Source organism: Rothia sp. BD8 (genome assembly GCF_044878465.1).
Lineage (GTDB): Bacteria > Actinomycetota > Actinomycetes > Actinomycetales > Micrococcaceae > Rothia > Rothia kristinae.
This window is the reverse complement of the sequence record NZ_JANJES010000001.1, coordinates 190,251-210,561: the sequence shown is the minus strand read 5'-3', so window position 1 is coordinate 210,561 and position 20,311 is coordinate 190,251. Positions and strand designations below refer to the sequence as shown.

At 71.5% G+C, this 20,311-nt stretch carries 21 protein-coding genes and 3 pseudogenes; 7 read left to right on the top strand and 17 right to left on the bottom strand.

What is annotated here, in order from left to right; genetic code table 11:
* Positions 1-70: 70 nt before the first annotated feature.
* The 13 genes and pseudogenes from NQ707_RS00970 to NQ707_RS00910 form a co-directional block, all read right to left on the bottom strand.
* Positions 71-736, bottom strand: coding sequence for an alpha-ketoglutarate-dependent dioxygenase AlkB (locus tag NQ707_RS00970; protein ID WP_058731360.1), 666 nt, complete (start codon positions 734-736; stop codon positions 71-73).
* A 17-nt stretch (positions 737-753) separates the two neighbouring features.
* Entirely contained in the window at positions 754-1,812 is a 1,059-nt protein-coding gene (locus NQ707_RS00965; RefSeq protein ID WP_404434201.1) for a GNAT family N-acetyltransferase, read from the bottom strand.
* Between the two features lie 302 nt (positions 1,813-2,114).
* Positions 2,115-3,070: pseudogene (locus NQ707_RS00960) on the bottom strand (NAD-dependent epimerase/dehydratase family protein).
* A 211-nt stretch (positions 3,071-3,281) separates the two neighbouring features.
* Positions 3,282-3,629 (bottom strand): annotated as a pseudogene (locus NQ707_RS00955) (alpha/beta hydrolase fold domain-containing protein); the annotation flags it as partial.
* Positions 3,630-3,664: 35 nt separating this feature from the next.
* Positions 3,665-3,874, bottom strand: a pseudogene (locus NQ707_RS00950) (alpha/beta hydrolase fold domain-containing protein); the annotation flags it as partial.
* Positions 3,875-4,103: 229 nt separating this feature from the next.
* The gene (locus tag NQ707_RS00945) at positions 4,104-4,532 is read right to left on the bottom strand and encodes a type II toxin-antitoxin system VapC family toxin (RefSeq protein ID WP_404434199.1); all 429 of its coding nucleotides are present in this window, start codon (positions 4,530-4,532) and stop codon (positions 4,104-4,106) included.
* Positions 4,529-4,759 (bottom strand): type II toxin-antitoxin system prevent-host-death family antitoxin, encoded by a 231-nt coding sequence (locus NQ707_RS00940; RefSeq protein WP_224799855.1) that lies wholly within the window; start codon positions 4,757-4,759, stop codon positions 4,529-4,531. Before NQ707_RS00940 ends, NQ707_RS00945 begins: the two co-directional genes overlap by 4 nt.
* Positions 4,760-4,904: 145 nt before the next feature.
* Positions 4,905-5,147, bottom strand: coding sequence for a type II toxin-antitoxin system Phd/YefM family antitoxin (locus tag NQ707_RS00935; RefSeq protein WP_129357388.1), 243 nt, complete (start codon positions 5,145-5,147; stop codon positions 4,905-4,907).
* Between the two features lie 154 nt (positions 5,148-5,301).
* Positions 5,302-5,550 (bottom strand): FitA-like ribbon-helix-helix domain-containing protein, encoded by a 249-nt coding sequence (locus NQ707_RS00930; protein WP_058731353.1) that lies wholly within the window; start codon positions 5,548-5,550, stop codon positions 5,302-5,304.
* 152 nt (positions 5,551-5,702) lie between these two features.
* Positions 5,703-6,614 (bottom strand): Abi family protein, encoded by a 912-nt coding sequence (locus NQ707_RS00925; RefSeq protein WP_232238469.1) that lies wholly within the window; start codon positions 6,612-6,614, stop codon positions 5,703-5,705.
* Positions 6,615-6,752: 138 nt separating this feature from the next.
* On the bottom strand, positions 6,753-7,838 hold the full coding sequence (gene ychF, locus NQ707_RS00920; RefSeq protein ID WP_404434195.1) for a redox-regulated ATPase YchF: 1,086 nt from the start codon (positions 7,836-7,838) through the stop codon (positions 6,753-6,755).
* An 87-nt stretch (positions 7,839-7,925) separates the two neighbouring features.
* The gene (locus tag NQ707_RS00915; RefSeq protein ID WP_058731356.1) at positions 7,926-8,987 is read right to left on the bottom strand and encodes a hypothetical protein; all 1,062 of its coding nucleotides are present in this window, start codon (positions 8,985-8,987) and stop codon (positions 7,926-7,928) included.
* A 109-nt stretch (positions 8,988-9,096) separates the two neighbouring features.
* On the bottom strand, positions 9,097-9,621 hold the full coding sequence (locus NQ707_RS00910) for an OsmC family protein (RefSeq protein ID WP_081046035.1): 525 nt from the start codon (positions 9,619-9,621) through the stop codon (positions 9,097-9,099).
* A 109-nt stretch (positions 9,622-9,730) separates the two neighbouring features.
* Between NQ707_RS00910 and NQ707_RS00905 the strand changes: the two genes are divergently transcribed.
* The 5 genes from NQ707_RS00905 to NQ707_RS00885 all read left to right on the top strand — a co-directional run bounded on the left by NQ707_RS00905 (position 9,731) and on the right by NQ707_RS00885 (position 14,658).
* Positions 9,731-10,669 (top strand): ABC transporter ATP-binding protein, encoded by a 939-nt coding sequence (locus NQ707_RS00905; RefSeq protein ID WP_404434190.1) that lies wholly within the window; start codon positions 9,731-9,733, stop codon positions 10,667-10,669.
* A 3-nt stretch (positions 10,670-10,672) separates the two neighbouring features.
* The gene (locus NQ707_RS00900) at positions 10,673-11,437 is read left to right on the top strand and encodes an ABC transporter permease (protein ID WP_404434188.1); all 765 of its coding nucleotides are present in this window, start codon (positions 10,673-10,675) and stop codon (positions 11,435-11,437) included.
* Positions 11,434-12,675 (top strand): sensor histidine kinase, encoded by a 1,242-nt coding sequence (locus tag NQ707_RS00895; protein ID WP_404434186.1) that lies wholly within the window; start codon positions 11,434-11,436, stop codon positions 12,673-12,675. The genes NQ707_RS00900 and NQ707_RS00895 overlap by 4 nt, the downstream gene beginning before the upstream one ends.
* Entirely contained in the window at positions 12,672-13,280 is a 609-nt protein-coding gene (locus tag NQ707_RS00890) for a response regulator transcription factor (RefSeq protein WP_224799849.1), read from the top strand. Before NQ707_RS00895 ends, NQ707_RS00890 begins: the two co-directional genes overlap by 4 nt.
* 178 nt (positions 13,281-13,458) lie before the next feature.
* Positions 13,459-14,658, top strand: a complete 1,200-nt coding sequence (locus tag NQ707_RS00885) for a DNA recombination protein RmuC (RefSeq protein WP_404434183.1) — start codon at positions 13,459-13,461, stop codon at positions 14,656-14,658.
* Between the two features lie 39 nt (positions 14,659-14,697).
* Here the strand turns inward: NQ707_RS00885 and NQ707_RS00880 are convergent, their stop codons facing one another.
* Positions 14,698-15,630 (bottom strand): hypothetical protein, encoded by a 933-nt coding sequence (locus tag NQ707_RS00880; protein WP_404434181.1) that lies wholly within the window; start codon positions 15,628-15,630, stop codon positions 14,698-14,700.
* A gap of 148 nt (positions 15,631-15,778) precedes the next feature.
* Here NQ707_RS00880 and xseA point away from each other — a divergent pair, with 148 nt between their 5' ends.
* Complete coding sequence (gene xseA, locus NQ707_RS00875; protein WP_404434179.1) at positions 15,779-17,287, top strand: exodeoxyribonuclease VII large subunit; 1,509 nt, start codon at positions 15,779-15,781, stop codon at positions 17,285-17,287.
* The gene (locus tag NQ707_RS00870; RefSeq protein ID WP_055684515.1) at positions 17,284-17,535 is read left to right on the top strand and encodes an exodeoxyribonuclease VII small subunit; all 252 of its coding nucleotides are present in this window, start codon (positions 17,284-17,286) and stop codon (positions 17,533-17,535) included. Before xseA ends, NQ707_RS00870 begins: the two co-directional genes overlap by 4 nt.
* A 20-nt stretch (positions 17,536-17,555) precedes the next feature.
* Here the strand turns inward: NQ707_RS00870 and NQ707_RS00865 are convergent, their stop codons facing one another.
* The 3 genes from NQ707_RS00865 to NQ707_RS00855 are packed head-to-tail and all read right to left on the bottom strand — an operon-like array spanning position 17,556 to position 20,306.
* Positions 17,556-18,779: a pyridoxal phosphate-dependent aminotransferase gene (locus NQ707_RS00865; protein WP_061225782.1), complete on the bottom strand. Its 1,224-nt coding sequence runs from the start codon at positions 18,777-18,779 to the stop codon at positions 17,556-17,558.
* A 43-nt stretch (positions 18,780-18,822) separates the two neighbouring features.
* Positions 18,823-19,857, bottom strand: coding sequence for an ABC transporter substrate-binding protein (locus tag NQ707_RS00860; protein ID WP_058730845.1), 1,035 nt, complete (start codon positions 19,855-19,857; stop codon positions 18,823-18,825).
* A gap of 17 nt (positions 19,858-19,874) precedes the next feature.
* A complete protein-coding gene (locus NQ707_RS00855) occupies positions 19,875-20,306 on the bottom strand; it encodes an NUDIX hydrolase (protein ID WP_224799845.1) in 432 nt (143 codons plus the stop codon).
* Between the last annotated feature and the right edge of the window lie 5 nt (positions 20,307-20,311).

Below are 20,311 nucleotides of genomic sequence, written 5' to 3'. Positions count from 1 at the left end.
CCGTGCGGCATCTCAACACAAACGCCGCATCTCAGCACAGCACCGACACCTCGACGGCGGGCGGCCCCGGTCAGCCCTCGGACAGGCCGGTGACGCGCAGGGTGATGTTGATGCGCCCGGTCTCCAGGCCGCAGTCGGCAGGTGCCGTGCCGGGGAAGATGCGCGGCACCCCGTGGAAGGCGAAGCGGGAGGGGCCACCGAAGACGAACAGGTCCCCGGAGGCCAGCCGCAGGTCCGTGTACGGGCGGGAGCGGGTCTCGGTGTTGCCGAAGCGGAACAGACAGGTGTCCCCGATGGATACGGAGACCACCGGGGCGGAGGAGCGCTCGTCCTTGTCCTGGTGCATGCCCATGCGCGCGGCGTCGTCGTAGTAGTTGACCAGGGCGGTGTCCGGCACATAGGCGCGGGCCGCGGCGTCGTCCCCGGTGACGGCTGCGATGCCCTGCTGGCCCATGCTCACCATCCAGTCCGGCACGGGCAGCACCCGCCGACCGTTCACGTCCACGGCCTCGCGGGTGTAGCCCTCGGGACGCCAGTGCCAGCCCAGGCACACGGTGCGCACGCTCATCTCGTGTCCGCGGATGCTGGCCGCGCGCGGCGGAACGGGGCCCGCGGCCCAGTCGCGGAATCGGGCGACCAGCCACCGCTGCTGAGCCGGGGTCAGCCACCCGGGGACGTGGTGGGCGCCCTCGGGCAGCTCGACGGCGGGGCGGGCCAGCGCGTCGTCGCCGAACAGGCCGGGGCTGGTCGAGTTCACGCGTCCGTGCCTTCGAGGGTGAGCAGGGTGCGTTTGGCCTCCAGTCCGCCGACGTAGCCGCCGAGTCCGCCGTCGCTGCGCACGACCCGGTGACACGGCACGATGACCGGCAGCGGGTTGGAGGCGCACGCTGTGCCGACGGCGCGCACAGCCTTCGGGTTGCCCGTCCTCTCAGCGAGCTGGCGATAGGTGCGGGTGACGCCGAAGGGGATGCGCTGAAGGCCCCGGCGCACCCGCTCGGCGAAGCCGGTGGAGAGGCTGCGGTCCAGGGGCAGGTGGAAGTCCTGGCGCCGCCCGGTGAAATACTCCCCGAGCTGAGTCGCAGCTGAGTCCAGATGGTCCCGGGCCTGCGGGGCGGTCTCGGCGGCGTCGGTGGCTCCCTCGAGGTGTCGAGTCAGCTGCTCCACCACGTCGTCGAATCCCTGCTGCTCGAAGGCGACCCGCACCAGCCCGCGGGGTGTGGCCGCCAGCAGCAGCGGACCGAGCGGAGTGTCCAGGGTGCGGTGGGCGAGCAGAGAATCAGCTTTCCACGGGCCCTCGTCGACCATCGAGATCCCGGAGCCTCCCGGGATCTCGCCGCCGCCAGACGGCAGAGGCCTCGGGGAGGATGCCAGGGTGGAACGGGCCGGTAGCTCACAGCGATAGCGACGACTGGTCGGCCACCGTGGATCCGCCGCCGCAGCGGAGATGCGAAAACCGAGGCGACGGTAGAAGTCCACGGCGTCGTCATCCGTGTGGGCGACGAACTGTACGCCCCCGTGGGCTTCTCGCAGGCGACTGACCAGTCCTGAGCCGATGCCATCACCGGTCGCGTCCTGCGCTACAGCGAGGTATTCCAGCTCGATCTGCTGGGGCCGGATGCTGGCGGCGGCGAACCCCACGAGCTCATCCCGTCTGCGCGCGGCAAGGAGCTCCATCCCGGGAAGCTCTTCATCGCGGATCCGCTGAAGCTCGGCTTCCGGCAGCTCAGCCGCCCGGTGCAGGAGGGCGAGGAAATTCGGGGAGTGCAGGTCCCGCCAGGTCAGTGCGCCGAGGATGTATGGAGGGCCAGTCATGGATCTACGGTACGCCCCAGCGCATGGGTTTTTCAGAGCAAAGCGCGGCGCTCGTCCTCATCAGCGCTTGCGCCGACGTCGGCGACCACGGGTCGACGGGCATCGGCAGGAGCGGGAAGGAGTGGGCCGTCTCCTCGCCGGTGTGCCGGCACGGAGTCGTTCATCGGTACATTTCTCGGCGGTGCCCGACCCTGAGCATGAGGATCATGAGTTCTTCGTGGTAGATGTCCCAGAATCTCGCAACTTGCACATGTTGCGCTCCAGGGTCGGGAGGACGACGTCGAGCCCCTCCGCGAAGGTCGCTACCCCACCAGCCCCTGGTCCAGGAGGTAGTCGGCGGCGTCGAGGACGGTGTCCTCCACGGGGCGGGGCCGCCACCCGAGGAGACGGGAGGCCTTGGTCGCGTCGTAGGTCGGCTGCGGGCCGATCAGCGTGTTCATCACCGCCATAGTCGGGCTGAGGCGGGCACCGAGACGGTCCTTGAGCAGGCGTGCCATCTGCGGCATCGTGATCCGTCCCGGCTGGGCGAGGAACCGCTGCCCGTCGGCCCGCTCGTCGGCCATGGCCAGGAGGTGCAGGGCGGCGAGGTCGCGGACGTCGACGGCGTGGTAGGTGGCCTTGGGACTGGGTGCCCCGCGCAGGATGCTGGTGAACAGCCGGTGCGTGCTCGACCCGCGCCCGCCCATGAACGGCCCGAGGATCGCCCCCGGCAGGATCGTGGTGAGGGTCGTCCTCGACTGCCGCGCGATGATCTGCCAGGCCGCCTTCTCGGCGTCGACCTTCGATCGCATGTACTGGGTGATGCGCCGGTCCCGCGGGTCGGTCCAGTAGGTCTCGTCGATGGTCCGCCCGAGGTCGGCGCGGCTGGGATAGGCCGCCGCGGCCGAGGAGGTCATCACGACCTTGCCCACTCCGGCGGCGATCGCGGCGTCCAGGACGTGGCGGGTTCCGGCCTCGGCCATCGGCACGAGACTCGGGTCCTGGTGGTTCTCGCCGCTCAGCGGGGAGGCGGTGTGCAGGACGACGTCGGCCCCCTCGACTCGACGGCTTCGGCCCAGCCTGCGGCCGACCCGAGATCCGCGGTGGCGAAGGAGAGCTTCTCCGTGCTCACCCCTTCCTCGGCCAGCATCTTCACTACGGCCTGTACCTTGGCCTCCTGCCGGACGGTCGCGCGGACGGTGTGGCCCTGGTCGAGCAGCAGGCGGATGGTCCATCCGGCGAGGAAGCCGGTGCCTCCGGTGACGACGACGACGCTCATGATGCGGTTCTCCTGACGTTAGGGGGCTCTCAGCGCTCGGACGCCGGGGGGTGGAGGTGCCGGGCGAGCCAGGACTCGGAGGCGGCGAGGTACGCCTTGGCGACCGGGGTGCCGCCGAGGAAGGACTCGAGGGCGGTCGGCACGCCCGCGTCACCAGCCGTTCGGCGTAGCGGCGGTCCTCCTCATAGAACAGCTCGATGTCCCCGACGCCGATCCACGCGGGCGGCAGCCCCGCCAGGTCCTCCCGGCGGGCGGGCACCCCGTAGTCGGGCACGGACTGCGCACCGGCTTCCCGCCCGAGGTAGGCCGACCAGCCGACGGCGTTGGAGGTGTTGTTCCACAGGTAGTGCCGGATGCCGTCGAGGGAGCGGTCCGCGGCGGTGCGGTCATCGAGCATCGGGCAGAACAGCCACTGCGCGGCCGGCTGCCGCCCGCCGTCGTCGTGGATGCGCTGCACCAGTGCTGCGGCCAGTCCCCCGCCGGCGCTCTGCCCGGCGACGGCCAGACGCGCCGGATCGACGTCGCTCTCCCCCCCGCCCGCTCGAGGAGGTGCCGCCACACCGCGTGCAGGTCATCCAGCGCCGCGGGGAAGGGCGAGCCCGGGGCCAGCCGGTATTCGGCGGCGTAGACGACGACGTCGAGGTCGCGGGCCAGCCGGGCGCAGCGGCCGTGGTCCTGGGCGGCGGATCCGACGATGAAGCCGCCGCCGTGGATCCACAGCACTCCGGCCCGCTCGCGTGCTCCGGCGGGGGTGAACACATGCACGCCCGCGCCCGGCCAGAGCTGGTGGAACCGATGCCGCATCCCGTCCGGCAGTCTTCTGGGGGCCCACACCCGGGCGCTGCCCGCCTGCATCAGCCGCAGCAGCAGCGGACGGTTGACGGGCGGGTTGGGGACGAACCGGAAGACCGGGCGCAGCTGCGGATGCAGCGCGGAGGGGCGCAGGCGCTCGGTCATTTTCGGTCCCCTCGGTGTCTTCGCGGAAGGGCGGTATGTGTCGATGGTGTCACCGGAGCATCGGTGAGGGAAGGCCTCACCCGCGGGGGCTGTCCCAGGGGTTGATCAGCGCGACGCCCATCGGCTGGAAGTCCGCGACGTTGCGCGTGATCACGGTCAGACCGTGCACCGCTGCGGTCGCAGCGATCAGCGCGTCCCGTTCCGGTCGCGGATCGGGCACGTGGAGCCGAGCCGCCCGCCGCGCCACGGGAACGTCGACCGGCAGCACACGGCCGCTGAACATGGGCAGCAGGTCCTCCTCGAGCCACGTCTGAAGCCGAGCGGCCTGCGAGGGATCGCGCCGACCCACGCAGGTGATCCCGAGTTCGACCTCCAGCACCGTGATGGCGGAGAGGTAGAGGTCGGAGGGCCTGCGCTGGGATACCCACTGACGCACCGAGGGGTCCGCGCGACTCTTCGACCGGCGCAGCTCGCTGATGACGTTCGTGTCCAGCAGGCACCTCACAGCTCCGGGTCCTTCAGCTCCATCTGAAGCGGCTCGAAGTCGACGTCGATGTCATCGTCCATGCTCAGGCGCTCGACCAGGTCGGGCCCATCCTCCGCGAACCCGCGGTACTCCTCGATGGTGAGCAGCACGTAGGCAGGCTGACCACGATCGGTGATCACCACCGGCCCGTTCTTGGCGGCGCGTTTGGCCGCACTGACATCCCGGTTGAACTCCCGTGCGCTCATCGTCGTCATGGTCAACACCCCCTGTAGGTACGTACCTACACCTTATTCGGCTCCGGCGGCCGCGACGGCCATGACGAGGGGGCGTCATCGTGGATGAGGTTGCGGATCTGGCGACACGCGGCGGATATGATGCGAACCGTGTAGGTCACAGGCCGAGCTCGTGTCGAAGCACGTCGAGCGTGACGCTCTCCCCCTCCTCGGCCTTCGCCGCATCGTAGGCGGCGATATCTTCGAGCTCCTCGGCCGCCGCCGTCAGCCGATCGAGGGTGTCGGCATCTACGATCGCACCCACCCGCCGATCATGGCGCGTGAGATATACGGGCTCGCTGTGCGCCAGGTCGATGAGCCGACCCAGCTGATCGCGCGCCTTGGTTGCAGGGATCTCCATGAACAGAGAGTAGCCCAGAAACTCGTTTCAGATGGGTCCGCACTCGAGGCTCCGCGAGCGGTTTCGGTCAGAGCGACATCGGGATCACCCCAGTGGAGCCACGGCGGACGGAGGATCCTCCAATCCGGCATACATGTTAAAGCCGAGCTCCACCTCATCCCCCGCCGCCGTCGAAGAACATCATCGCCCGCGCGAGGTCATCGCGCACCGGGGTCGGCAAATCGTTGACTCCGCCGACATCCTGTGCGGCGGTCAGCAGAGCGGTTCCGATGTGAGGCCTGCGGGCAGCTCTGCTGAGGATAGCGGGGTCCTCGGCTTCTATGGACCGACCGTCCTCCTTCGCCTGGGTGCCGATCTGCTCCTTCACGGCGTCATCAAGATCCCGCACGATAATGGATGCCATCGGGAGCCACCTCCTCTGCTATCAGTCACGCTAGCGTCCGGCGAGGGCCCTCGCTAGGGATTCCATCGCTCGAGGGAACGACGAGACCGCCGTCCTCTCGCAGCGAGAGCCCCCCGCTCGCGCGCGGTTCGGGATGCCCAAAGCTCACACGGTCAGCTCGTAGCCCACAGGCGAATCTCCTCCCAGCCGTCAGGCACTCCCATGTGGGAGAGGGGAACGATCGCCACGGTGGGGAAGGTCTTCACGACGGCGGGGAGAATCCTGCCTCTTCCTAAGCCCAGCCGGTCCAACAAGAATTGGACGAGCGTGAGCTGGGCGAACGTACGGTTCCATTCCTGCGAATCCATGTCGAGGTCCGGGTGACGTCCGGCCTGCGGCAGTTTTGGTGTGATCGTGTGGACACGGTTGAACAGTCGCCCGTGGTGTGCGCAGATATTGCGGACGAGATTGAGTGCTTTGAGCCAGCTAGCCAGCTGCGGTGCTCTGAGCTCGCACGCTCCGGCAACGGCCTCCTGAACATTCCGGGGAGAAAATCCGTAGAGGTAGGTCAGGCTCCCCCAGTCCATGAGTTCGGTTGCCACCCATACCGGCAGCACCCCGCCATATTTTGCGTGATGGTGGGCGACGAAGTCCTCGCGGGACCGTCTCAGTTCCTTTTTGTAGCGACGAAGCCACGTCGGGTAGCGGTCACCTTGTCGGGCGGTGGGGCCGAGCTTCGACGGCTCGAGGTGCGCGCACGGGTCGATGCGGCCGAGCTCGTGGCCCAGCAGCGCTCGGATGGTCAGCTCGATCGGCGCCAGGGCCGCGAGGGTGGCCGCCCTGAGATTCATATCGAAATCGTACAGCGCGACGACATCACTGAAGCGCGACCCAACGAGGAAGTCATCGCAGCGACCGGAAGGTGCCTGCCTCCGAAACGGGTACCAGTAACCGCTAAGACGGTAGTAGTTCACTCTGCGAAGCGTCTCGGCCGCGGCGTCTCGGTCTCCCATGTCCATGCCACGCCCGGCTAGGATCTCCACCTGCTCGGCATACGTCTTGTACGCCTTGACGTTCTCACCCACGAACACCGCCTGAGGGTAAAATGAGGACCGGCCCTGGGCCTAGCGAAGTAGGCGGAACCGGTCTTGGTGCTCTCACCTTACCCGGTCGCAGGGGCTCTCGCAAGAGCAGGCGGTGCCGACCATGTCAGCCCAGTGAGCTCACACGTTGAACCGGAACTCCACCACGTCCCCATCCGCCATCACGTAGTCCTTCCCCTCCATGCGGACCTTGCCGGCGGCCTTGGCTTCGGCCATGGAGCCCAGCTGGTCCAGGTCGGAGAAGGAGACGATCTCGGCCTTGATGAAGCCGCGTTCGAAGTCGGAGTGGATGACGCCGGCGGCCTGCGGGGCGGTGTCCCCCCGGCGGATGGTCCAGGCGCGCGCCTCCTTCGGCCCGGCAGTCAGGTAGGTCTGCAGGCCGAGGGTGGAGAAGCCGACGCGGGCCAGCTTGTCCAGGCCGGATTCCTCCTGGCCGGACATCTCCAGCATCTCGCGGGCCTCCTCCTCGTCCAGCTCCACCATGTCCGCCTCGAGCTTGGCGTCCAGGAACACGGCCTCGGCCGGGGCCACCAGCTCGCGCAGCTGCGCCTGGCGCTCCTCGGAGGCCAGCACGGCGTCATCGGCGTTGAACACGTAGATGAAGGGCTTGGCGGTCAGCAGGTTCAGCTCCCGCAGCTGGGTGGTGTCCAGCTTGGCTGCGGCTGCCCCGCGGAAGATGGTCTCCCCGGACTCCAGGATCTTCTGGGCGGTCTGGTACGCCTCGAGCTGGGCGGGGTCGCCCTTCTTGATCTTGACCTGCTTCTCCAGGCGCGGAATGGCGTTCTCCAGGGTCTGCAGGTCCGCGAGGATCAGCTCGGTGTTGATGGTCTCCATGTCGCTGGCCGGGTCGATCTTCCCGTCCACGTGCACCACGTCCGGGTCCTCGAAGGCGCGCACCACCTGGGCGATCGCATCGGCCTCGCGGATGTTCGCCAGGAACTGGTTGCCCAGCCCCTCCCCCTCGGAGGCGCCCTTGACGATCCCGGCGATGTCCACGAAGGACACGGTGGCCGGCAGGATCCGCTCCGAGTGGAAGATCTCCGCCAGACGCCCCAGCCGCTCATCCGGCAGGTTCACCACGCCCACGTTCGGCTCGATCGTCGCGAACGGGTAGTTCGCGGCGAGCACGGTGTTGCGGGTCAGTGCGTTGAAGAGGGTCGACTTGCCGACGTTGGGCAGTCCCACGATTCCGATAGTCAGTGCCACGTCAGCCCACTCTACCGGCTCGCCCGGCCCCGCACCGCCGCCCCTCCCGGCGCGTGCCGGCCGGCCCCGGACGACGACGCCGCGCCGTCACAGCTCGAAGAGCGGAACATCCTGGAAACCCGCGGGATGGTCTGCGGCGCGCTCCGCCGCGCCCCGTCTCCCCGCACTCCGGTCCTGCGAGCGCCCCCGCCGCGAGGCCGAGCCCGCCCTACCCGACCCGTCCGCGGCGTCGGCATCGGCATCCGGGGTGCGCAGCAGCCGACCCAGCTGCTCCACCCGCCCGCCGGCGTTCTCGACGTCGTTCACAGCCCGGGCGATCAGCTCCAGGGAGATCTCCGGCATCGGCTCCAGCCCGTGCACCACCCGCTCGTGCAGCTGACTCGGGGTGTACGGCAGGCCCAGGCGCCGAGCCACCAGCCACGTCACGGACTCGGCCTCGGTCTCCGCGCCGGCGTCACTGACCCACTCCCGGCGCGCACCGGCCGCCCGGCCCGACGACACCCTGGCGCCGGTCTGAGCGTCATCCTCCGCGGGGTGGCGCACGTGCCCCAGGCACACCACCGCGAGGCCCTTGACCAGGGTCAGGAAGGTCGCGGTGGGATCCGGGCCGGGCACCAGCCGCGCCTCCCACCACACGGTGCTGCCCGGCCTGGCCGCGACCTCGCCCTGACCGGGCGGACCGAACTCGGCGTGTGGCAGCGGGACCATGCGCACCGACGGGGCGGAGGCCTGCTCGGCGAGGTCCGGGGTCACGTTCAGCGCCCCCAGGCGCAGCAGGAACCGGCGCAGCCCCTCCCGCGTCACGGCGCCCTCCCCCGGGAAGGGACGGTGGAAGCTCTCCGGCGGAGTGGGACCCTCGGTGTCCGTGACGTCGTAGAGGAACTCCACCGGGCCGAAGGGCTGCAGCGTGATCAGCCGCTGCGCCCCGGGACGGATGCGCCGCCCGACCTTCCGCCACCGCTCCTGGGTGGCCACCCGATGGGTCTCCGGCCGCTGCACCTGCACCAGCCACGCGTTGTACCCGCCGATCCGCGGCATCCCGGCCACGGCGTCTTCGAAGCGGCGCAGCTGGGCGCCGGTGCGCGGGGCGCGGGCGGCGTCCAGCTGATCGGTCTGGAAGAGATCACCCTGCTGCTCCCGCGCTGTCATGGCACCATCCTACGGAAGCGCTGCGCGAGCATGGCCGCCGCGGCCGCACGCAGCTCCGGGGCCGACGACGACGCCACCTCCGACGCCGCCACCCCGGGCCCGCCGGAGCTCACTCCACCCGGGAGGTCACCGACGTCGGGTGCTCCACGGTGCGCGAGACCGTGCAGTCCTTGTCATGGGACAGCGCCACCAGCCGCGGCACCATGCGCTCGGCCTGCCGACCGGGCCCGTCGTCCGGGAAGCGCACCCGGAAGCTCAGCTCCACATCGTTCAATCGGGCTCCGCCGGTCTCGTCCGTGCCCTTGATCGCCGAGGCCTCCACCGCGAAGCTCTCCGGTTCGGTGCGCCGGGAGGTCACCACGTCCACGTCCACCGCGGAGCAGCCGGCGGTCGCGGCCAGCAGCAGCTCCACCGGGGAGAGCAGGCCCTCCCCCTGCCCGAAGTCCAGGGTGGCACCGGCGGCGTTGACCGCGCGGTAGCGCTTCTGCCCGATCCGCTCGATGGTCACCGACCGGTAGCCGGGGTCCTCGGTGCGGGCTGCACTGGCGGCGTCCTCCGAGGAGGGAGCGGTGGAGGCGGCGACGTCGGCCGCGTCGTCGGGCTGGGCGGGCTGGGGCTGCGTGTTCTCACTCATGCCCGGCACAACCGGGAGGCTGCGGCGGGGTATTCCCCTGACGGATGTCACGGGCAGGTCATGACACCGGCGATCCGCCCCGGCCCCGCCCCAGCGGGAGGCTGGAGGCATGACAGACAACGCCATCCGGGCTCGCAGCCTGGCCAAGACCTTCCCCGCCCGCCGCGGCGCCGGACCCGTGCACGCCGTGCGCGGGGTGGACCTCGACGTCTCCCCGGGGGAGGTGATCGGGCTTCTCGGACCCAACGGCGCCGGCAAATCCACGCTGATCGACATGATCCTGGGGCTGACCACCCCCACCGGCGGTGAGCTGCGGGTCTTCGGCGCCTCGCCGCGGGCCGCCGTTCGCGCCGGACGGGTCGGGGCCATGCTGCAGTCCGGCGGACTCCTGCCGGACCTGCGCGTGAAGGACACGGTGCGCATGATCGCCGCGACCCACCCCCACCCGCTGCCGGTGGACCGGGTGCTCGCCGAGGCGGACCTGACCGGGATCGCCGATCGGCGCGTGGGCTCCTGCTCCGGCGGGCAGCAGCAGCGGCTGCGCTTCGCCCTGGCGGTGCTGGCGGACCCGGACCTGCTGATCCTGGATGAGCCGACCGCCGGCATGGACGCCGCCGCCCGGCACGACTTCTGGCGCGCCATGCACGCCCAGGCCGAGTGGGGCCGCACCATCGTGTTCGCGACCCACTACATCGAGGAGGCCCAGGACTTCGCCGAGCGCATCATCATGGTGGGCGCGGGCCGCATCCTCGCGGACGGACCCACCGACGTCGTGCGCCGCCGGGTGGCCGGCGCCACCGTCTCCGCGGTGCTGCCCCCGGGCCTGGACCCGCGCACCCTGCCCGGGGTGCTGGCCGCGGACCGGGACGGGGCGCGCACCCGGCTGTCCACCGCGGATTCCGACGCGCTGGCCCGCCACCTGCTCACCGCGACCGACGCCCGGGAGCTGGCCATCGCCCCGGCCTCCCTGGAGGATGCCTTCCTCGCCCTGACGGATGCCGGGCATCCGTCGGATCCCCACGACGCCGCCACCCCCGGAAAGGCCTGATCCATGTCCCTGACCACCTACACTCTGCTGGACCTGCGCCGCGTGCTCACGGATCGCGCCGGCCTGTTCTTCTCCGTGGCCCTGCCCGTGCTGTTCTACCTGATCTTCGGGGCCATCCAGGACTACTCGGACACCCCGATCGGGGACGGAAACACCGCCGCGTACGTGATGATCGGCATGGCCGTGTACGGCGGCGTCACCGCGGCCGCCGGCAGCGCGGGATCCACCGTCGTCGAGCAGTCCACCGGCTGGGGCCGCCAGCTGGCCCTGACCCCACTGAGCCCCGGGAGGTTCCTGCTCTCCAAGACCGTGGTGATCCTGGTGCGCTCCGTGTTGCCGGTGCTGGCCGTGAACCTCGCCGGACTGTTCACCCCGGCCCAGATGCCCGCGGGGCAGTGGATCGGCACCGCAGCGCTGTCCGTGCTGGTCTCCCTGCCCTTCGGGTTCTACGGGATCCTCTTCGGCCAGCTGTTCCGCAGCGAATCCGCCGTGTCCATCTCCTCCACCGCCCTGGTGATCTTGAGCTTCCTCGGCAACGTCTTCTCCCCGCTGCCGCAGTCCCTGCTGGAGGTCGGGCGGTTCACGCCGCTGTACGGTCCCGCCGCGCTGGCCCGGTACCCGCTGAGCGACGGCATCCAGGGCATCAGCGACGCCCCCTACTCCGTCACGGACCCGCTGTGGTATGCCATCATCAACTCGGTGGTGTGGGCCGCGGTGTTCGCGGTGATCTGCGCCGCGCTGCTGAAGAGGGAGAAAGGACGCGGATGAGCCCGACGACGCCGAGCACCCCCTCCGCGTCCGGCACGTCCGCCGGCTCCCTCGCAGGCTCTCCCGCCCGGGACCGCGGCCGCGGGGTGCGCGGCGGCCTGGCCTGGGGGAACATGCTGCAGGCCGGCATCTGGCTGATCTTCCTGGCCTACCCCGCCAACCTCATCCTGCGCGAGGATCTGACCGGCGGCGAGCGCCTCCTGGCCGTCGCGACCCTGGTCCTGTTCGCGCTCGCCTACCTGCTGGGCTTCGGGCGCATCCCGCTGACCGTGGACGAGGGAGCCGAGAGGGCCGCGTGGCGGATGCTGGTGGCGTGGTGGGCGCTGCTCATCGGGTGCGGCCTGGTGCTGGCCGCGGTGCTGGGCGGACAGGCCCTGGCCGGACTCACCCCGTACTACGTCGCCACCGTCATGTTCACGACGACGCCGCGGCTGGGCCTGCCCCTGTCCGCGGTCATCGTGCTGGGGGCCACCGGGGCGGCCGCGCTCAGCGCCGGCCCCCAGGGGGTGCTCTACCTCAGCGGGGCCCTGTACATCGGCTCGGGCATGGTGATCGTGTCATCGCTGATGGAGCATCGGGAGCGCGGCCGACGCCGGACCGCCGAGGCCCTGCAGGCCGCCCGCGAGCGCGAGCAGGTGGCCCGCGACGTCCACGATCTGCTGGGGCACTCCCTGACGGTGATCAATCTGAAGGCGGAGGTGGCTTCGCGGCTTCTGGCTTCCGATCCGGAGGCGGCGCGGGCCGAGCTGGAGCAGATCTCCCGGACCTCCCGCACGGCCCTGGCCGAGGTCCGCTCCACCGTGACCCGGCTGCGTCAGCCGGATTTCGCCGGTCAGATCCGGGCCGCGGCCCGCGCCCTGGAGACCGCCGGGGTGCGCGCCGAGCTGCCGGACCCGCAGGCCGCGCAGGACGCGGCGGGGGCGGATGCGACGGTGTTCTCCTGGGCGCTGCGCGAGGCCGTGACCAACGTGGTGCGCCACGCCCGGGCGGGCACCTGCCGGGTCACGGTAACCCGGGGGCTGCTGGAGGTCGCCGACGACGGCGTCGGCTGGTCCGGACGCTGCGGCGACGGTCTGCAGGGACTGTCCCGGCGCATCGCGGAGGTCGCCGGCGGCCGGCTGGAGATCCTCGCGGCGGAGCCGGAGACCGGCACGGTGGTGCGGGTGCACACGACGTCGCGGGCCGCAGCAAGCGCCGACAGGCCCGCGGGCCGGACCACGGGAAGGGAGAGCAGATGAGCATCCGCGTGCTGATCGCCGATGACCAGGACCTCGTGCGCGGGGCGCTGGCCGCGCTGCTGGGCATGGAGCCGGATCTGGAGGTCGTGGCGCAGGTGGGCCGCGGCGACGAGGTCGCGGCCGCGGCCCGGGAGTCCGGGGCCCAGGTGGCGCTGCTGGACATCGAGATGCCCGGGGCCACCGGCATCGAGGCGTGTGCGGCCCTGGGTCGGGAGGTGCCCGGATGCGTTCCGGTCATCGTGACCACCTTCGGGCGTCCCGGGTACCTGAAGCGGGCCCTGGCGGCCGGGGCCCGCGGCTTCGTCGTGAAGGACACCCCGCCGGATCGTCTGGCCGAGGCGGTGCGCCGGGTGCACGCCGGGCTGCGGGTGATCGACCCGACCCTGGCCGAGGAGTCCCTGTTCACCCCGGAGAATCCGCTGACCGAGCGGGAGGCGGAGGTCTGCCGGGCCGCGGAGGACGGCGCCCGGCTGCGCGAGGTGGCCGCCCGGGTGCACCTGAGCCCGGGGACGGTGCGCAACCACCTGTCCGCGGTGATCGGCAAGACCGGGACGGACACCCGCTACGAGGCCGTGCGCCAGGCCCGGGACAACGGCTGGCTCTGAGCCGATCCCGACGAGCCGCACCGGGGCTGCGACGCCGGGCCGCGATCCTTGGGCCCGATCTGGCGCTCCGATCCCGACCTTCCGGGTCTGCGGGCTCGGTGCTCCGGTCTTCCGGGGCGGGCGGGGCTCGGCGGGCCCAGCGTTCGATCTGTCAGTCGGGGCTGGCACAGTGGAGGCCATGGACCCTCTCTCGCTCATCGTCGTCGCCATGCTGGCCCTGCTCCTGGGGATCGCGCTCGGGTATCTCCTGGCCGGCCGGTCCCGATCCTTGGATGCCGGGCTCGCGGAGCAGAACTCCCGGCTGCGCGCGGAGCTGGCCGGCGCCGCGTCCACCGCGGATCAGCTGCGCGAGCGCGTGGACGCCCTGGAGGCCCGCTCCGCACGGGATCAGGACGTGCTGCAGGCCCTGGCCCCGGTGCGCACCCAGCTGGCCACGGTGGAGCAGCAGGTGCGGCTGATGGAGCGGGAGCGGGCGGACCAGTTCGGCGCGGTGCGCGAGGCCCTGGAGGGGGCCCGGCGGGGGCAGGAGGAGCTGCGCGAGACCACCCACGGGCTGTCCTCGGCGCTGCGCTCCACCAGTGCCCGCGGCTCCTGGGGCGAGGTGCAGCTGCGCCGGGTCGTGGAGGCCGCGGGGATGACCTCACACGTGGATTTCGCCGAGCAGGTCCACGGCCGGGGTGCTGACCGGGACGGCGCGGACCGCGCGGTGCGCCCGGACATGGTGGTCGCCCTGCCCGGGGGCAAGGAGATCGTGCTGGACGCCAAGGCGCCGCTGAGCTCGTACCTGGAATCCCAGGAGGCCCAGGAGGAGTCCGAGAAGGCCGCCTGGGAGGCCAAGCACGCCAAGGCCGTGCGGGCCCACGTGGACGCCCTGGCGCAGAAGCGGTACTGGGAATCCCGCCAGGTCAGCCCGGAGATCGTGCTGTGCTTCCTGCCGGTGGAGTCCGCGCTCTCGGCGGCGCTGCGAGCGGACGGCACCCTGTTGGATCACGCCGCGGCCCGCGGCATCGCCCTGGTCTCCCCCGTCTCCCTGCTGGCGGCGCTGAAGGCCGTGGCCCTGTCCTGGCGGCAGGAGAGCGTCTCCGAGAATGCCCGCGAGCTGCTGGCCCTGTCCCGCCAGCTCTACGACAGGCTCTCCACCGTGGGCGGTCACCTGCAGGATATGGGCCGGGCCCTGACCCGCTCCGTGGAGTCCTACAACAAGATGCTCGGCTCCCTGGAATCCCGCGTGCTGGTCACCGCTCGGCGCATCAGCGACCTGGATCCGGCGGCCACCGCGGATCCGCGGCTGGAGGTGCCCGGGGTGCAGGCCGCGGCCAAGCCGATCACGGCCCCGGAGCTGCTCCGGGAGCAGCCGCCGACGACGCCCCCGCGGTGAGCGCCCCGGCCGCCGCCTCCTCGGGGTCTCAGCGTCTGGTCACAGCACCTCGGCGTTGCCCCGGCGGGCGGCGAGCACCACGTGCGCGATGATCAGCAGGACGGCGGCCCCCAGCCCCACGCCCAGGCTCGTCAGGCCCCAGCTCGGCTGGTTCTGCGTCAGCGCGGAGACCAGGTGCCGGGCCACGACCCCGCCGGCGCCCTCGGCTCCGGCCACGGCCTCCTGCATCCGCTGGTGCAGCAGCAGGAACGCCCCCCAGGTGGCAAGCCCGGAGGCCGCGCACACCGCGCCCAGGGTCAGGGCCCACCAGCGTCCGGCCAGCACCGCCGCGGCCAGAGCGGCCACCGCCGCCAGGGTGATGAGCACCGGCAGGCGCCCGGTCCACTCCTGGCCGACCCGGATGAAGGCCGCTCCGGGCGCCTCCTGGGCGCCGTCGGGAACCTGCTCCACCGCCACGAGGTGGTCGCCGTCCTCCAGGCCCAGGTCCACCCCGATCGCCGAGCGGACCCGCTCGTCCACGGCCCGGTACAGCGGGGAGGCGTCCACCACCAGGGTCTTCCGGTCCGAGCCGTCGAAGTCGGCCTGCTGGGTCTGGCGCGCCGTCTGCTCCCAGACGCTGCGGAACTCCTCCGAGTCCGCGGCCTTCTGGGCGGCGTCATGCATGATGCCCTCGGCCTTGTCGTGGAACCAGTTGCTCAGCCCGCTGAACAGGTGCCCCTGGGAGTTCCCGTCCCCGAGGTACCGGGTGACGACCTCGGAGGACATCACATCCTGCACGGAGGCGTCCACCAGCTGATCCCGGAACTGCTGATCCGAGGAGAGCGAGCTCGTGGTGGCCACGAAGCGGTCCTCGTTCTGCAGGTCCTGCTGGAACCAGCACAGGGCCACGCTGAGGGCGGCGAGCGCGACGGCGACCAGCCCGAGCAGCACGGCCAGGACGCCGCGGATCGCGGAGGAGAGGGAGTGGGACATGGGCACCAGCGTAGCCGCTGCCGCCGGTGGGCGAGCCTGGGGACTGCCCCGGCCCGGGCCCCGTCCGTCCACAGCGGGAGCGGCCGAGGCGGCGCACAGGGGCCCGGCGAGTCCCGATCTGTCAGTCGCACCTGGTAGGGATGGACCCATGACCTCCACCTCCGATCCCTCCGCGGCCGCCGGGCACCAGAGCGCGGCCGCGCCGCGCCGCGCCGGTGCGGGCCCCGCCGGGGCCCAGGGGTCCGCCCCTCCGCCGGCCCGCGCCAGCCAGACCACCCCGGAGAACCCCTGGCCCCTGCACGTGCTGTCCCGGAAGATGCACGAGTACATCGCCCGGTGCGCTCCCACCTGGGTCGAGGGGCAGATCATCGAGCTGAACCGCCGCGCCCGGGTCACCTACCTGACCCTGCGGGATCTCAGCGAGGAGGTCTCGGTGCCGGTGACGCTGTTCGCCCAGGAGACCGCCCGCCTGGGTGCGGATCTGGAGCGCGGCATGCGGGTGGTGGTGCGGGTCAGCCCGGACTTCTGGCAGAAGACCGGGCGGCTGTCCATGATCGGCTCCGGCATCCGCCAGGTGGGCCTGGGAGACATGCTCGAGCGCATCGAGCGGCTGCGCCGCAAGCTCGACGCCGAGGGCCTGTTCCGTCCCGAACGCAAGCGCCGCCTGCCCGTGCTGCCCCACCGGGTCGGGCTGATCACCGGGCGGGATTCGGATGCGGAGAAGGACGTCATCCGCAACGCCCGGCTGCGCTGGCCGGCCGTGGAGTTCGCCGTCCGGGAGGTCGCCGTCCAGGGGGTGCACGCGGTGCGCCAGGTCGGGGCGGCCCTGGCCGAGCTGGACGCGGACCCGGAGGTGGACGTCATCGTCATCGCCCGCGGCGGCGGCGCCCTGGAGGACCTGCTGCCCTTCAGCGAGGAGGAGCTGATCCGGGCGGTGGCCGCGGCCGGAACCCCCGTGGTCTCGGCCATCGGGCACGAGGCGGACCAGCCGCTGCTGGATCACGTGGCCGATGTGCGGGCCTCGACGCCCACGGACGCCGGCAAGCGGGTGGTCCCGGACGTGGAGGAGGAGCATCTGCGCATCGGGCAGGCCCGGTCCGGGATCCGCCGGGCCGTGGAGCTGTTCCTGGATCGGGAGTCCGCCGGCCTGGCGCAGTTCCGCTCCCGGCCCGTGCTCTCCCGCCCGGAGACCATGCTCCTGGCGCGCGAGGAGGAGACCGACGCCGCCCGGTCCCGGGCCCTGCGGGCTGTGGAGATCGCGGTGGATCGGCATCGGGAGCGCATCGAGGCGCTGCGTTCGCGCGTGGTGGCCCTGTCCCCGCAGCGCACCCTGGACCGCGGCTACGCCGTGGTCCAGACCGAGGGTGGCGCGGTGATCCGCGACGCCGACACCCTGGCCGCCGGGGCCGAGGTGCGGGTGCGCGTGGCCGCCGGCGCCTTCGACGCCGCGGTCACCGCGGTGCACCCCGCAGGCGCCGAACCCCCAGCGCCCGAGGAACCGGTCCCCGAGAAGCCAGCGCCCGGCGAGCCAGCCGCCGACGCCGGAGGCGTCGTCGAAGACCGAGAGACCCCGGAGCCTCCCGAGGCGGCGGATCCCGCCGCGGACCAGAACCCATCACCCGAATCAGCATCCGAGAACGAGGAGCACCGATCATGACCGACCAGCAACAGCAGCAGGACGCCGAGGGCTTCGCCCCCGTGGAGCGGCTGAGCTACGAACAGGCCCGCGAGGAGCTGATGGGCATCGTCTCCCGGCTGGAGTCCGGGGCATCGAGCCTGGAGGAGTCCCTGCGCCTGTGGGAGCGCGGGGAGGCCCTGGCCCAGCGCTGCGAGCAGTGGCTGGACGGGGCCCGCGAGCGCCTGGACGCCGCCAAGGCCCGCCGGGCCGACGCCGCCCGGGACTGAAGCCCCGCACGCGCCCCGGCTCAGCCCTCCTGGTGGTAGCCGTCCAGGAACTCCCCCAGCCGGTCCAGGGCCGTGTCCAGGGTGGAGACGTCCGGGAGGGTCACCAGGCGGAAGTGGTCCGGGGCCACCCAGTTGAAGGCCGTGCCGTGGCTGATGAGGATCTTCTGCTCCTTGAGCAGGTCCAGTGCGAAACGCTCGTCGTCGACGATCCCGAAGCGCTCCACGTCCAGCTTGGGGAACAGGTACAGGGCGCCGTCGGCCTGCCGGCAGCTCACCCCGTCGATCGCGTTGAGCTTGCGGTGGGCCAGGTCGCGCTGCTCCTTCAGCCGCCCGCCGGGCAGGATGAGGTCGTTGATGGACTGGTAGCCGCCCAAGGCGGTCTGGATCGCGTGCTGGGCCGGGACGTTGGCGCACATGCGCATGTTGGCCAGCAGCTTGATGCCCTCCAGATAGTCCCGCGCCTTCCACAGCGGCCCGGTGACGGCCAGCCACCCGGCCCGGTACCCGGCCACCCGGTAGGCCTTGGACAGCCCGGAGAAGGTCAGGCACAGCACGTCGTCCTCGGCCAGCACCGCGGTGTGGACCATCTCGGCGCCGTCGTAGGTGATCTTCTCGTAGATCTCATCGGAGAACAGCACGAGTTCGTGCTCGCGGGCCAGGTCCACGATGGCCTGCAGGGTCTGGCGGGAGTACACCGCCCCGGTGGGGTTGTTGGGGTTGATCACGACGATGCCCTTGGTGCGCGGGGTGATCTTGGCCCGCAGGTCCTCGATGTCGGGGTTCCACCCGTCGGCCTCGTCGCACAGGTAGTGCACCGGGGTGCCGCCGGACAGGGCGACGGAGGCCGTCCACAGCGGGTAGTCCGGGGCGGGCACGAGGATCTCGTCCCCGGGATCGCAGAAGGCCTGCAGGGACAGGGTGATCATCTCCGAGACCCCGTTGCCCAGGAACACCTCGTCCGGCTGCAGATCCAGGATGCCCTGGGTCTGGTAGTACTGCACGACGGCGGTGCGCGCGGAGTAGATGCCCCGAGAGTCCGAGTAGCCCTGGGCGTGCGGCAGGTGCCGGATCATGTCCATCATCACCGCGTCCGGGGCTTCGAAGCCGAAGGGCGCGGGGTTGCCGATGTTCAGCCGCAGGATCCGATGCCCCTGGGCCTCCATCCGCTCGGCCTCCTCCAGCACCGGGCCGCGGATGTCGTAGAGGACGTCATGGAGCTTGTGGGACTGCCGGAATTGAGCCATGTGATCCAGCGTATACCGATCCGGTCTCAGAACCGGACCCGGCTCAGTCGGTGCCCTCCTGGACCCAGAACGCGGCGGCATCCTGCGCGGAGACCGCATCCGGCCCGCTCATCAGCTGATCCAGGAACGTCAGGTCCGAGGTGCTGAGCTTCCCTGACACGGTGTTCAGGGCGTCCACGGCGGAGGAGGGCAGGGTGTCCGCGCGCACCACGGGCACCACCTGCTGGGCGATGAAGTCGGCCTGGGGGTCCTCCAGGACCACGAACCCGTTCTGTCCGATCGCGGCCGATGCCGTGGGGATGTCCGCCACGTCCACGGTGGCATCGGCCAGCTCATCGACCAGCCGGGAGGGATCGGACTGCTCCACGTAACGTCCCGGGGAGCAGTCGTAGAGACGGCGCAGCCCGGCCGTGCCGTAGGAGCGCTCCGCGAACCCCGGCGGGGTGCCGAAGCGCAGCTTCCCGCAGTGCGCGGCCAGGTCCGAGATGCTGGACAGCTCGTACTTCGCGGCGGTCGCGCGGGTGACCACGAGGGCGTCGCGGTTCTCCGCGGAGGCGGGATCCAGGGTGCTCAGCTGCCGCGGCAGGACCCGATCCACGGTGGAGGAGATGTCCCCCGGGGACATTCCCTGCACGTTCAGCCCGGTCGGGGTTGGGGTGGGTCCCCCCGAGGCCGAGGCCGCCCCCGACGCCGCCGCGGAGACGCTCGGGGTGGGGGCCTCGGTCACGCTGGGGTTGCGGGCGCCGTCGTCGGTCAGGTGCAGCAGCAGGGCCCCGGTGTAGTCGGGGGTGATCAGGGGCGCCTGGTCCCCGCCCTCGGCCATGGCGCTGAGGTACTCCTGCCGGGTCCCGCCGTCCACGACCTCCACGGTGTAGCCGGCATCGCGCAGGGTGCGGGCGTAGATCTCCGCGATGACGCCGGTCTCGGCGCTGGTGCCCCGCCCGATGCGCACGGTGCCGAAGGCCGAGGCGGAAGGGTCCGGGGTGATCTCGTCGGTGCCGCCGCACCCGGTGAGCAGGAGCAGCAGTGCCCCGGCGAGGCAGAGCAGGCGCACGATCCGGCGGGACACGGAGCTCATGGTCTTCGTCCCCTGCTTCAGTGCTTCAGGCCGTAGTAGCGGGCGGCGACCTCCACGAGGGAGACCTTGCGCAGGGAAGGCAGCTCCTCCAGCGGCACCCACCGGACCCCGTCGGTGGAGTCATCGTGCGCGGTCACGCCCTCGGAGCCGCCCACGATGTACCCGCGGTAGAGGATGCGCAGGGCGTGGAAGGTGCGGGCGTGGCCCTCCTCGTAGTACTTGCTGTCCACCCCGAGCAGCCCGTCCAGGGCCACCCGATACCCGGATTCCTCGTAGGCCTCGCGGATCGCGGCCTGCTCGGCGGTCTCCCCGACCTCCATGCCCCCGCCCGGCAGGGTCCACGCGGCCCGCTCCGGGTGGCGCTCGCCGGTCCAGTGCGTGAGCAGCATCCTGCCCTGCTCGATGATCACCACGTAGGCGGCCGGTCGCGTGTCCATCACAAGTGCCATGCCCT